At 72.3% G+C, this 12,414-nt stretch carries 13 protein-coding genes; 5 read left to right on the top strand and 8 right to left on the bottom strand.

All coding sequences use genetic code 11. The annotated features are described in order from the left end of the window. Nucleotides 1–150: 150 nt before the first annotated feature. On the bottom strand, nt 151–1,296 hold the full coding sequence (gene hppD, locus AB0E14_RS29955) for a 4-hydroxyphenylpyruvate dioxygenase (RefSeq protein WP_362425017.1): 1,146 nt from the start codon (nt 1,294–1,296) through the stop codon (nt 151–153). A 121-nt stretch (nt 1,297–1,417) separates the two neighbouring features. Between hppD and AB0E14_RS29950 the strand changes: the two genes are divergently transcribed. From AB0E14_RS29950 to AB0E14_RS29935, 4 genes are all read left to right on the top strand, one after another. Further along, nucleotides 1,418–1,894, top strand: coding sequence for an Lrp/AsnC family transcriptional regulator (locus tag AB0E14_RS29950; protein ID WP_362011812.1), 477 nt, complete (start codon nt 1,418–1,420; stop codon nt 1,892–1,894). 85 nt (nt 1,895–1,979) lie between these two features. Beyond that, nucleotides 1,980–2,606 (top strand): winged helix-turn-helix domain-containing protein, encoded by a 627-nt coding sequence (locus AB0E14_RS29945; protein ID WP_362425013.1) that lies wholly within the window; start codon nt 1,980–1,982, stop codon nt 2,604–2,606. Nucleotides 2,607–2,650: 44 nt separating this feature from the next. Further along, complete coding sequence (locus tag AB0E14_RS29940; RefSeq protein WP_362425010.1) at nt 2,651–2,854, top strand: hypothetical protein; 204 nt, start codon at nt 2,651–2,653, stop codon at nt 2,852–2,854. Continuing rightward, nucleotides 2,851–4,227 carry an MFS transporter gene (locus tag AB0E14_RS29935; RefSeq protein WP_362425007.1) on the top strand — a complete coding sequence of 459 codons (1,377 nt, stop codon included), beginning with the start codon at nt 2,851–2,853 and terminating at the stop codon, nt 4,225–4,227. Before AB0E14_RS29940 ends, AB0E14_RS29935 begins: the two co-directional genes overlap by 4 nt. On the opposite strand, the gene AB0E14_RS29930 is transcribed toward AB0E14_RS29935, so the two are convergent. Both AB0E14_RS29930 and AB0E14_RS29925 read right to left on the bottom strand, forming a co-directional pair. Next, on the bottom strand, nt 4,160–4,951 hold the full coding sequence (locus tag AB0E14_RS29930; RefSeq protein WP_362425004.1) for a S16 family serine protease: 792 nt from the start codon (nt 4,949–4,951) through the stop codon (nt 4,160–4,162). The two genes, AB0E14_RS29935 and AB0E14_RS29930, sit on opposite strands and share 68 nt — an antisense overlap. Before the next feature lie 9 nt (nt 4,952–4,960). Further along, a complete protein-coding gene (locus tag AB0E14_RS29925; RefSeq protein WP_362425001.1) occupies nt 4,961–6,109 on the bottom strand; it encodes a hypothetical protein in 1,149 nt (382 codons plus the stop codon). Between the two features lie 182 nt (nt 6,110–6,291). Here AB0E14_RS29925 and AB0E14_RS29920 point away from each other — a divergent pair, with 182 nt between their 5' ends. Next, entirely contained in the window at nt 6,292–7,260 is a 969-nt protein-coding gene (locus AB0E14_RS29920; protein WP_362424998.1) for a winged helix-turn-helix domain-containing protein, read from the top strand. 77 nt (nt 7,261–7,337) lie between these two features. On the opposite strand, the gene AB0E14_RS29915 is transcribed toward AB0E14_RS29920, so the two are convergent. The 5 genes from AB0E14_RS29915 to AB0E14_RS29895 form a co-directional block, all read right to left on the bottom strand. Next, nucleotides 7,338–7,979: a helix-turn-helix domain-containing protein gene (locus tag AB0E14_RS29915; protein ID WP_260229619.1), complete on the bottom strand. Its 642-nt coding sequence runs from the start codon at nt 7,977–7,979 to the stop codon at nt 7,338–7,340. A 437-nt stretch (nt 7,980–8,416) separates the two neighbouring features. Next, nucleotides 8,417–10,207, bottom strand: coding sequence for a DEAD/DEAH box helicase (locus AB0E14_RS29910; protein WP_362424994.1), 1,791 nt, complete (start codon nt 10,205–10,207; stop codon nt 8,417–8,419). Nucleotides 10,208–10,328: 121 nt separating this feature from the next. Then, complete coding sequence (locus AB0E14_RS29905) at nt 10,329–10,700, bottom strand: Fic family protein (protein WP_362424991.1); 372 nt, start codon at nt 10,698–10,700, stop codon at nt 10,329–10,331. Then, nucleotides 10,697–10,894 carry an Arc family DNA-binding protein gene (locus tag AB0E14_RS29900; protein WP_362424988.1) on the bottom strand — a complete coding sequence of 66 codons (198 nt, stop codon included), beginning with the start codon at nt 10,892–10,894 and terminating at the stop codon, nt 10,697–10,699. The genes AB0E14_RS29905 and AB0E14_RS29900 overlap by 4 nt, the downstream gene beginning before the upstream one ends. A gap of 32 nt (nt 10,895–10,926) precedes the next feature. After that, nucleotides 10,927–12,378, bottom strand: a complete 1,452-nt coding sequence (locus tag AB0E14_RS29895) for an MFS transporter (RefSeq protein ID WP_362424985.1) — start codon at nt 12,376–12,378, stop codon at nt 10,927–10,929. Nucleotides 12,379–12,414: the final 36 nt, after the last annotated feature.

The raw sequence follows: 12,414 nt of genomic DNA, 5'->3' as shown, positions 1-12,414 counted from the left end.
GGATCGGGATGCCGGTGGGGCAGTCCCAGTCGACGGCCCAGAACGTCTTCCTGCGGCCGCGCGGCCGGCACTGCTGCCACTTCTCCATGTGAGAGAGGCCGGCGGGGTGCGGGGTGTCCCCGGCCCGCCGGCTCTCGCGGAACTGCGGAACTACAGGTTGCCGCGCTTCTCCTGCTCGCGCTCGATCGCCTCGAAGAGGGCCTTGAAGTTGCCCTTGCCGAAGCCCATGGAGCCGTGGCGCTCGATCATCTCGAAGAAGACGGTCGGGCGGTCCTGGACCGGCTTGGTGAAGATCTGCAGCAGGTAGCCGTCCTCGTCGCGGTCGACGAGGATCTTCAGCTCGCGCAGGGTCTCCACGGGCACGCGGGTCTCGCCCGCCCACTCGCCGAGGGTGTCGTAGTACGAGTCCGGGGTGTCGAGGAACTGGACGCCCGCGGCGCGCATGGAGCGCACGGTCGCGACGATGTCGTTGGTGGCCAGGGCGATGTGCTGGACGCCCGCGCCGCCGTAGAACTCCAGGTACTCGTCGATCTGCGACTTCTTCTTCGCGATCGCCGGCTCGTTGATCGGGAACTTCACCTTGAGGGTGCCGTCGGCCACGACCTTGGACATCAGCGCCGAGTACTCGGTCGCGATGTCGTCGCCCACGAACTCCTTCATGTTCGTGAAGCCCATGACCTTGTTGTAGAAGCCGACCCAGTCGTTCATCTTGCCGAGCTCGACGTTGCCGACGCAGTGGTCGATGGCCTGGAAGGTGCGCTTGGCCGGCGGCTCGACGATCGGGGCGGCGGCAACGAAGCCCGGCAGGTAGGGGCCGTCGTAGCCGGAGCGCTCGACGAGGGTGTGGCGGGTCTTGCCGTACGTGGCGATGGCCGCGAGGACGACGGTGCCGTGCTCGTCCTTGACCTCGTGCGGCTCGGTGATGCCGGTGGCGCCGTGCTCGACGGCGTAGGCGTACGCGGCGCGGGCGTCGGGCACCTCGATCGCCAGGTCGACGACGCCGTCGCCGTGCTCGGCGACGTGCTCGGCGAGGAAGCGGCCCCAGTCGGTGGAGACCTTGATGACGGAGGTGAACACGAAGCGGGCGGCGCCGTTCGTCAGGACGTAACTCGCGGTCTCGCGGCTGCCGTTCTCCGGTCCGGAGTAGGCGACGAGCTTCATGCCGAAGGCGGTCGAGTAGTAGTGCGCGGCCTGCTTGGCGTTGCCGACGGCGAAGACGACCGCGTCCATTCCCTTCACGGGGAAGGGGTCGGCCTGCCGCGCGGTGGAGGGCGTGTGATCGATGGTCTCAGTCATGGGGGCAGAGTCCCGCCGATCGGCAAGCTGCGCAATAGTTCGCCGGAGCACTGGTCAATATGCACAGCACAGGGCCAGTATGAGCGGAAGAGTTGTACAGGATGACCATGAGGAGGTCGCCGTGGCGATCGATCATCTGGACGGCCGGCTGATCGTGCTCCTCGCACGCGAACCGAGGATCGGGGTCCTGGAGGCCTCACGCCGGCTCGGGGTGGCGCGCGGCACCGTACAGGCGCGGATGGACCGCCTCCAGGCGAACGGGGTGATCCGCGGTTTCGGCCCCCAGGTGGACCCGGCGGCGCTGGGGTACCCGGTGACGGCGTTCGCGACCCTGGAGATCAAGCAGGGGCAGGGGGCGGACGTGCGGGGGCACCTGGCGACCGTGCCCGAGGTGCTCGAACTGCACACGACGACCGGCCACGGCGACATGCTCTGCCGGCTGGTCGCCCGCTCCAACGCGGACCTCCAGCGGGTGATCGACCGGGTGGTCGGCTTCGAGGGGATCGTGCGGGCGTCGACGGCGATCGTGATGGAGAACCCGGTGCCGCTGCGGATCATCCCGCTGGTGGAGCAGGCGGCGGAGGACGGGGCGGAGTAGGCCGCTCACCTCACCCCGCAGGGTTGCAAAGAAGTGGTTGCAAAAACTCCTTGCAACCACTTCTTTGCATGTCTACGCTCATGTCATGCCCGAGCCCGAGCCCAAGAAGCAGCCCGACGAGCAGCAGCCCGCACCCCAGCCCGAGAAGCTCGACGTCCGTTCGCTCGACCCCCGCTCCCTGCGGGGGCTCGCCCACCCCCTGCGCATCCAGCTGCTGCGCAGCCTGCGCGCCCACGGCTCCGCCACCGCCTCTCAACTGGCCGAACGACTGGGCGAGTCCAGCGGAGCGACCAGCTACCACCTGCGCCAGCTCGCCGCCCACGGCTTCGTCGAGGACGACCCGACGCGGGGCAAGGGCCGGGAGCGCTGGTGGAAGTCCGCCCAGCAGGGCACGACGTTCGACGAGTCGCTGTACCGGAACCGGGACCCCGAGGTGCAGGGCGCGGTGGCGGTCTACCTGCACGAGATCGCGACCATCCACACCCAGGAGCTGAACACCTACCTCGGCACCCGGCACGAGTGGGACGAGGAGTGGCTCGGCGCCTCCGACATGAGCGACTTCACGCTGCGCCTCCCGCCCGCCGTACTGCGCGAACTCGACGAGAAGCTCCACGCACTCATCGAGAGCTACCGCACCTCCCCCGCCGCCGAGGACCCGGAAGCCCGTCGCGTACGCGTGCATCTGCACGCGTTCCCGCAGTCCGAGCACTGACACCAGCGGCCCACGCACCCACAGCCGGAAGGGATCACGAAGCCATGCACGCCGACGTCCACCTCCTGCTCCACGACCTCCGAGCCGCCGAACTCCACGACACCGCTACCGAATCCGGCAAGCACGCCCTCCCGGGCACCCCGATGCGCACCCGACTCGGCTGGACCCTGGTCGAGTTGGGGCTCCGCCTCGCCGTTCCCGGCGGCGGGCCGGTCACGGTCCGCCCGGCAGCCACCGTCGCCGCGTGAGCGGACGGGGGGAGCACCTGCAATCGTCCGGCCCGACGACCGACCGGGCGCCCCTGGCCACCGTCCTGGTCGCCAACGCCGTCTCCATCACCGGCAATTCGCTCACCCTCATCGGCGTCCCGTGGTTCGCGCTCGACACCACGGGCAGCCCCGGCAAGGCGGGTCTCGTCGCGTTCTGCGCGGCCGTCCCCGTCGTCGTCTCCGCGATCGTCGGCGGCCCGGTCATCGACCGGATCGGGCGCCGGCGGATCAGCGTCGCCTCCGACCTCGTCTGCGCGCTGGCGCTCGCCGCGATCCCGCTCCTGCACCGGGCGGGCCTGCTCCAGTTCTGGATGCTGTGCGCACTGATGGCCGTGACCGGCCTCTTCCACGCGCCCGGCGAGACCGCCCGCTCCGTCCTCGTCCCCACCCTGGCCCGGCGCGCCGGGACCCCGCTCACCCGCGCCGCGAGCCTCTACGACGCCGTGTCCAGGGGCGCCCGGATGACCGGCGCCGCCCTTGCGGGCCTGCTGGTCGCCTTCCTGGGCGCCGACGCCGTCCTGTACCTCGACGCCGTCACCTTCGGACTCTCCGCCCTGCTGGTCCTCGTCGGGCTGCGGGGCGTGCCGGAAGCCGATCCACTGTCCGCCCCGGCGCCGTTCTCCCTGGCCGGCTACCGCGCCGACCTCCGGGAGGGCTACACCTTCGTGCTGCGCTCCCGGCTGATCCTCGGCATCCTCGTCATGGTGATGGTCACCAACGGCCTGAACCAGGGCTGGAGTTCGGTGCTCCTTCCGGTCCATGCCAGGGAGAACCTCGGCGGTCCGGCCGCCCTCGGCCTGCTGGTCGCCGTGTTCGGCGGCTGCGCGCTGCTCGGCGCGCTCTTCTACGGGGCGGTGGGGCACCGTTTCCCGCGGCGCACCGTCTTCGCGGCGGGCTTCCTGCTGTGCGGCGCCCCTCCGTACGTCGCGGCCGCGCTCACCGACACCACGGCGCCACTGCTCGTGGTCCTCGCGGCGGGCGGCTTCGGGGCGGGGGTGCTCAACCCGATCCTGGCGACGGTGGCGTACGAGACGGTCCCGGACGAGCTGCGCAGCCGGGTCTCCGGGGTGAACACGGCCGCGGTGCTCCTGGCCACCCCGCTCGGCGGCCTGGTGGCGGGACAGCTGGTCGAGGGGGCCGGGCTGACGACGGCGCTCGTCGCCTTCGGTGGGATCTACTTCCTGGCCACCCTCGCCCCGATGGTCTTCCCGTCCTGGCGCGGCATGGACGCCCGTCCGGCCCCGCCCGGGAAGCGGGTCTCGCGGGAGGAGGAGGGGAAGGAGGTCAGCAGCTCGGAACCTTCGCGTCCTGCCCCTGCTCCAGCGCCCGGAGCGAGTCCACCGCCTCGCTGAGCGTGGTGACGGGGACGAGCCGCATCCCCTTGGGCAGCTCGGCCTGCGCGTCGGAGCACTCCGCCTGCGGTACGAGGAAGACGCTCGCCCCGTCGCGTGCCGCGGCCTGGGTCTTGAGCGAGACGCCGCCGACGGCGCCGACCCCGCCCTTCGGGTCGATCGTCCCCGTACCTGCGATGGTCCGCCCGCCGGTGAGCCGGCCGCCGGCCTGGGCGTCGAGCTTGTCGACGATCCCCAGGGAGAACATGAAGCCGGCGCTCGGCCCGCCGATGTCGGCGAGGTGGAGGGTGACCTTCACGTCCTTCGGGTCGAGCTTCAGATAGTTCAGGGCGGCCACCGTGGCGGCGTCCTGCGACTCCTTCATCTCACCGAGGTTGTGCTTCTCTACCTCGGCGTCCGACTTGCCGGGCGGGTAGACGGAGTCGCGGGGCAGCACGGCCTGGTCGGTCCGGAACCAGGCGTCCGCGATGTCGGCGAAGTCGTTGTCCACGCTCGGCCCGGTGGCCACGATCGTGGTCATCAGGAGCTTGCCCTCGGTCTCCTGCACGGGTGCGCCGCTGATCGTGATCACCGGCCGCCCGTCGACCGCGCCGAGCACGTCGGCGGTGGTTCCGGGCGAGGCGATGGCGAACGGCAGCGGCGCGAGCCCGACGACGGCGAAGAGCGCGGCGACGGGCAGGGCGCAGAGCGCGAGCGCACGGTGACGCGAGAGACTGGTGAGCACTCCCCCAATCTACTGGTCGGCCCCGACCGGCAGCCGACCCCCGAAGAACCCCCGCACCTGGCGACGCACCGCGCGCACGGCTGCCCCCGCCCCGACAGCGCCGACCAGCCGGACGCGGTCGGCCTCGGTCACGAGACCGGCGGCCCGGAGCTGGGGCACGAGGGCGGCATGGTCGCTGAAGACCTGGTGGTTCGCGTCGTCGAGCTGCCGCCTGCGGATCCGCAGGCCCGGGTGGGCGAGCAGCGCGCCCCAGGAGCGGTCGAGCCGCGCGTCACGGAAGCCGTCGGTGCCGAGCAGGAGCAGCGGCCGGTCGACCCCGTCGCTGGCCACCGGGAAGAGCGTGCCGTCGACCTGGTCCAGATAGCCCTCCAGGTTCACGGCGGCGGCGATCCGCCGGTCGTCGTGGAGGGCCTGCGCGGCCGTCGTGCCACCGGCGGAGTGCCCGTAGATCCCGACCCGCCCGAGGTCGAGGGCGCGTCCGAGCGGTCCTTCCAGGGTTCCGAGCCGGGCGAGGACGAACCGTAGGTCGGCGAGCCTGGTCTCGATCATGGTGCGGAACTGCGTGGCGTCGGGCGGGCGGACGAACACCGTCTCCCGCACCTTCCCGCGCCCCGGCCGCGCGCTCGGGAACTCCACCTGGCCGGCGTCGCCGGGGTGGTCGACACTCACGACGACCCAGCCGTGGCTGGCCAGCTCCTCGGCGAGGAAGGTGCCCATCGTGCGGGCCTCGCCGCCTCCGGGGCTGTAGAGCAGCACGGGCCGTCGGCCGGGCGCCACGGGGGCGCCCGGGTGGGTGTGGGTGAGGGTGGCGGCCCAGTCGACACCGGCGGACGGCAGCCCGTGGACGACGTGCGCGAGGAAGCCGAAGACCGGGGCCTCGCCCGGGGTCAGCTGCGGCGCGCGCGGGTATCCGCGCACGGTACGAGCGGGGTGGCGGACGGTGACCATGACCTCCCGTACGCCGATCTCGGGCACCCAGGGGTCGTTGCGGGACGGATCGACGAGGTGGAGCGTGGTGGCGCCGACGGGGTACGGGCCGGTGGGTGCGGGCAGCCGCAGGACGAGGTCGCGCGGGGCGGCTGCGTGGGCGGCGGCCGGAGGGAGGGCGGCGAGGGCTGCGGCGAGCAGTCCGGCGCGGGTGACGGTCCTTCGGGTCACGTGGGCACTTGAGGTCGCTCGGGTCGTTGGGGTAGCTCGGGTCGCTCGGGTCACTCGTGGCGATGTCATGCGGAGAGGCTGGCGCCGGGCGGTCGCCCCGGGCGAAGGTTGAGGCCCTGACCGAAAGGCTTGTGCGGTGATGCGGCGTGATGCGGCGGTGATGCAGTGGTGATGGCGCGTTGGTGATCCGAATCCGTTTCACGGCGGAGGACTTCGCCCGAGTCCGGTTCGCCGCGCGGCCGGCCCCGCTGCCGGAGCTGTACGCGGCCTTCCAGATGGTGTTCGGCGGCGGCGAGGAACTGCTCTTCGGCCGCTGGCGACGTCGGGTGCTGCGCTCCCTCCCCGACTCCGCGGCACCGCTCGGGGAGCTCGTCCCGGCGGGCGACCCTCCGCTGTTCCTGGACGTTCTGGGGGAGACCCTGGCCGACGGCCTCGACCTGGTGGAGGCCGCCCGGCCGGAGCTGGTGCGGTCGGAGCTGGAACGGGTCCACGCGGGCCGCCCGGCTCCGGGGTGGATCCGCGAGCTCCACGCCGGCGGGACGGGCGCACGGCGGGTGCTGCGCCACGCGCACCAGGCTGCCTTCGAGGCGGTCGTGGCACCGGCGTGGCCGCTGGTGCAGGACCTGCACCGGGCGGAGTTCACGCGCTACGCGCTCGCCGTCGCCGCACACGGTGTGGGCAGGGCCCTGCAGGATCTGGTCCCGGGCACGCGGGTGCGGGAGGCGACCTGGGAATGGCCGGCTCCGCGGGCGGCGGCCACGCGGGAGATCGCGCTGGACGGCCGGGGCCTCGTCCTCCTGCCGACCTTCCACTGGACGGGCGGGCCGCTGGTCCAGAACCTGCCGGACCGGCCCGTGGTGGTGACGTACGCGGCGGGCCCGGGCCTGCCGCTCACCCCGGACGCGGCGCCCGGCACGGACGCGGCCCTCGCGGCGGTCCTCGGCCGCACCCGCCTGGAACTCCTCCGTGCCCTCGCCGACGCCCACACGACGACGACCCTGGCCCGCCGCCTGGGCATCAGCAACGCCACGGCCTCGGCCCACGCCTCCGCGCTGCGCGGGGCGGGCCTGATCACGACGGTGCGGGCGGGCCGCGCGGTGGAACACCGCAGAACGCCCCTCGGCACGCTCGTGGCCGGAGAGGGCGGCTGACGGCGGAGGCGGGCCCCGGGGGCACCGCAGGGCGACCCCGCCCGCCTCACCGCGCCGGGCGCGGGCGCGGACGTGCCCTAGCGCAAGGCGTCGGCGACTTCCCTGGCGGCGTCGACGACGCGCGGGCCGACGCGCTCGGGGACCGCGTCCGCGAGCATGACGACGCCCACGCTGCCCTCGATGCCGGTGATGCCGACCAGCGGCGCCGCGGCCCCGCTCGCGCCCGCCTCCAGCTCGCCGTGGGTCAGCGTGAACCCGGGCTCGATGAGGCTGCCCTGCCGGGCCGCGAGGATGGCGCGGCCGGCCGCACCCCGGTCCAGCGGGTGCCGGAAGCCCGCGCGGTAGGCCACGTGGTAGTCGGTCCAGGTGGGTTCGACGACGGCGACCGCCAACGCCTCCGCCCCGTCGACGAGGGTGAGGTGGGCGGTGGCGCCTATGTCCTCGGCCAGCGAACGCAGCGCGGGCAGCGCTGCCTCGCGTACGAGCGGATGGACCTGGCGGCCGAGCCGCAGCACGCCGAGACCCACCCGGGCACGACCACCGAGGTCGCGTCGGACGAGGGCGTGCTGTTCGAGTGTGGCGAGCAGACGGTAGACGACGGTCCTGTTGACCCCGAGTCGGTTGGACAACTCGGTGACGGTCAGGCCGTGGTCGGTGTCGGCGAGCAGCTTGAGGACCCTGAGGCCCCGGTCGAGCGTCTGGGAGGTTTCCGCGGTCACGACGCCCTCTCCTTCGGAGTGAGTGACGGCGGTCCTTCAAACGAGAGCTGCGACACCGGTCCCGCGGCGACGCACGTCAGAGGCCGCCGGCAGGCCATGCGCACCGGCTGCGCTCCGCGGCGGCGCTGCCACGGGGCGTTTGCATTGCGGGGACAGTAGCGAGCCACTCCGCTCAGCGGAAGACCTCGTCCAGAATCCGGGCGCGGACGCCCCGACTAGGGCGGGTTCGGGGCGTACGTAGGCCCGTCGGGGGACTTCGGAGGACAAGATCGGCTTTGTCGTGCGTGCGATTCAGGCCAAGGGAGTGCGGGCGCGCGTCTCGTACGTACGGACAGGACGCGACGGCGAGGAGATACGGGAACACCACCAGAACCGGACCCGACGAGGCCACGCCCCCGCCACCACGCCCCCACCCACTCAGGCGGACGCCGCAGCGGTCACCGCATCCGGGTGGCCCACTCCTGCACCTTCTTGATCCGCTCGCGGAGCTGCCCGGCCGTGGCCTCGGCGCTCGGCGGGCCGCCGCAGACGCGCCGCAGCTCGGTGTGGATCACGCCGTGGGGCTTGCCGCTCTGGTGGACGTACGCGCCGACCATCGTGTTGAGCTGCTTCCGCAGCTCGAGGAGCTCCTTGTGGGAGACGACGGGCCGCCGCTCGGCCGGCAGCTCGAGGAGATCGGCCTCGGTGTCGGGCTTCTTGCGGCTGTGCGCGATCTGCCGGGCCTGCCGCTTCTGCAGCAGGAGCTGAACCTGGTCCGGCTCCAGCAGGCCCGGGATGCCGAGGTAGTCCTGCTCCTCCTCGCTGCCCGGGTGGGCCTGCATGCCGAACTCGGCGCCGTCGTAGAGGACGCGGTCGAAGACGGCGTCGGACTCCAGCGCCTCGAAGGGCAGCATGTCCTGCTCGCCGGTGTCCTCGTCCTGCTGCTTCTCGGCCTCCGCCATCTCCTTCTCGGACTCGGCGTACGGGTCCTCCTCGCCGTCCTTCTTCGGCTTGTCGAGGACGTGGTCGCGCTCGACCTCCATCTCGTTGGCGAAGCCGAGGAGGTTCGGGATCGTCGGAAGGAACACGGAGGCGGTCTCGCCACGTCTGCGCGAACGTACGAAGCGTCCGACGGCCTGGGCGAAGAAGAGCGGGGTCGAGATCGTCGTCGCGTACACACCCACCGCGAGCCGGGGGACGTCGACGCCCTCGGACACCATGCGGACGGCGACCATCCAGCGCTCGTTGTTCTCGCTGAACTCGTCGATCCGCTTGGAGGCGGCGGCCTCGTCGGAGAGGACGACGGTGGCCTTGGTGCCGGTGATCTCGCGGATCAGCTTGGCGTAGGCGCGGGCGGAGTCCTGGTCGGAGGCGATGACGAGGCCGCCGGCGTCGGGGATGCCCTTCCTTACCTCCGTCAGCCGCTGGTCGGCCGCGCGCAGGACGTTCGGCATCCAGTCGCCGCGCGGGTCGAGGGCGGTGCGCCAGGCCTGGGAGATGGCGTCCTTGGTCATGGGCTCGCCGAGGCGGGCGGCGATCTCGTCACCGGCCTTGGTGCGCCAGCGCATGTTGCCGCTGTAGGAGAGGAAGATGACGGGCCGGACGACCCCGTCGCCGAGGGCGTTCCCGTATCCGTAGGTGTAGTCGGCGGAGGACCGCCGGATGCCGTCGTTCCCCTCCTCGTACGTGACGAAGGGGATGGGGTTGGTGTCGGACCGGAAGGGCGTACCGGTCAGCGCGAGGCGCCGGGTCGCCGGGTCGAAGGCCTCCAGGCAGGCCTCGCCCCAGGACTTGGAGTCACCGGCGTGGTGGATCTCGTCGAGGATGACGAGGGTCTTGCGCTGCTCGCACCGGTTGCGGTGGAGCATGGGGCGCACGCCGACACCGGCGTAGGTGATGGCGACGCCGTGGTACTCCTTGCTGAGCGGCCCGGCGCTGTAGTCGGGGTCGAGCTTGATCCCTATCCGCGCGGCGGCCGCGGCCCACTGCTTCTTCAGGTGCTCGGTGGGGGCGACGACCGTGACCTGCTGCACGACGTGGTGGTGCAGCAGCCAGGACGCGAGGGTCAGCGCGAAGGTGGTCTTGCCTGCGCCGGGCGTCGCGACCGCGAGAAAGTCGCGCGGCTGCTCCTGGATGTACTTCTCCATCGCGCCCTGCTGCCAGGCACGCAGCTTGTTCGCGGTACCCCAGGGGGCCCGGCCGGGGAAGGCGGGAGAGAGGTGATGGGAGGAGGTGGCGGTGGTAGTCACGGTCTCCGGTTCGACGCTCGTCCAGATATGACAACCGGGCCACCTTACCGGTGTGACCGAAGCACCCAGAGGCAGACAAGGCCGTGACCTCGCCCGGTGCGGCGAGCGTCACAGCCTCGTCTCAGCGGGCGAACGTCGGCAGCTGTGCGGCGATCTTGGGGACGTCCAGTGCCCCTTGACACACGTCCAGGACGAACGCCTCAGCTTCGTCGACGTTGAAGCCGGGGTCCAGTGGATGCCCATTGATGTGCAGGAACACCCAGGTGGCATACCAGGCGATGCGCTTGTTCCCGTCCACCAGGCCATGGTTGCGGGCCAGGGACTCCATCAGGGCCGCGGCCTTCTGCCAGACGTCGGGGTAGGCGTCCTGACCGAACACGCTCGACTGCGGGCGCGCCAGAGCGGAGTCGAGGAGGCCGTAGTCACGCACCTCGTTCGCGCCCAGGCGCTCGGCGAGGTTCAGGAGCTCCGGCAGCGTGAGGTAGTACGTCACGCAAGCCTCCGGTTCAGCTCCCCGCTGGCCTTCAGCACGTGCTCGGCCGCCTCGTTGAAGAGCCGGGAGTGCTCGTTGATCGCCCGGATCACGGCGTCGTGCGCAAAGGACTGCATGCTGCGCCCCTCCGCCTCGGCGCGCTCACGCAGCGCGTCCAGCTCTTCCTCGGTGAACCTGACGTTGAGACCAGCCATGCACACATGGTACCGCGTGGTACCACACGGTGTCATCGCCTTTCCGACACCCTCAGCCGCGTAGCGACCCACGCCCCCGCCAGCGCCACCCCCGCCATCGGCAGGAACACGGCCGCGAAGGCCATGGGGTGGCCGGCGCCGCCCGTGGTGACCGCGTGTCCCACCGCGCCCCCGCCCAGTGCGGCGAACGCCGCGCCGCCCGCCGCGAGCAGCAGCACGTTGGAGAGGCCGTCCGAGATCTGGAGGGCGGCGGAGTTCGCGCCCGCCTCCTCCGGCGCGGAGAGCTTCAGGAGCAGCACGCTCGTGGAGGAGATCACCAGGCCCATGCCCAGGCAGCCCCACGCCCAGGCGAGGGCGACGATCCAGGCGGGCATCCAGGGGACGAGGACGGTCGGCGCGGTCGCGATGGCCGCCGCGACGAGCACCATGCCGACGACGACCGACCGCTCCCGGTACGGCTCCATCCACGGCCGGGCCTGGAGCCACGAACCGAGCGCCCAGGTCAGGCCGCCGAGGGCGAGCGAGAGACCGGCAAGGGTGGGGCTGAGGCCGCGCTGGGTGACGAGCATGAGCGGTACGAAGGACTCCGCCGCGATGAAGGACCCCGCCGCGATCCCGCGCAGCAGCACCACGGACGGCAGGCCCCGGGCCGCCCGGTAGGTCCCGTGCGGCAGCAGCCCGAGCACGGCCGGTACGAGCAGCGCCGCGCCCGCCGCGGCCGGGAGCAGCGAGAGCCAGCGCAGCTCCTGGCCGGCGTACTGCAGGAGCCCGGCGCCGGCGGAGATGCCGAGCGCGAGCCGGATGCGCCGCCGGTCGTACGGCGGGAGGGGCGCGGCGGGGTCGGCGGGCCCGGAGGCGGTACGACGTATGGCGGGCAGAGCGAGAGCGAGCGGAAAGACGACGAGGACGGGGATCCCCAGGAAGACCCACCGCCACCCCAGGTGCTCGGTGACGGTCCCGGAGGCGAGCGGTCCGACGACGGAGGGGACGACCCAGCTCGCGGCGAAGGCGGCCATGATGGCGGGCCGCAGCGCCTCCGCGTACGCGCGGCTCACGACCACGTACAGCGCGACGATGACGAGCCCGCCGCCGAGCCCCTGCACGGCCCGCCCGAGGATGAACAGCCACATCGTCCCGGCGGTCCCGGAGAGCACGAGCCCGGCCGCGAAGGAGCTGATGCCGACGGTGAGCGGCGCGAGGGGCCCGCTGCGGTCGGACCACTGCCCGGAGAGGACCATGGCGAAGAGGCTGGTGGTGAAGTACGCGGAGAAGCCGAAGGCGTACAGCCCGATGCCGTTCAGCTCGCGCGCCGCGACCGGCATGGCGGTCCCGACGGCGGTCGCCTCGAAGGCGATGAGCAGCACGACGGAGACGATGCCGACGCTGAGCGCCCGATGCTCCCGATCGAGCACGGAGCCGCCGCCCGGGGTGGGGACGGCGGTGGCGGGTGCGACGTCTGCGTCGCGGGGTTCGAGGGCGCTCATGCTCCCAGAGTAAGAGGCGTGACCCGGGATGACCCC

The organism is Streptomyces sp. NPDC047981 (genome assembly GCF_040653315.1).
GTDB lineage: Bacteria > Actinomycetota > Actinomycetes > Streptomycetales > Streptomycetaceae > Streptomyces.
This window is presented reverse-complemented; position numbering and strand designations above follow the sequence as displayed.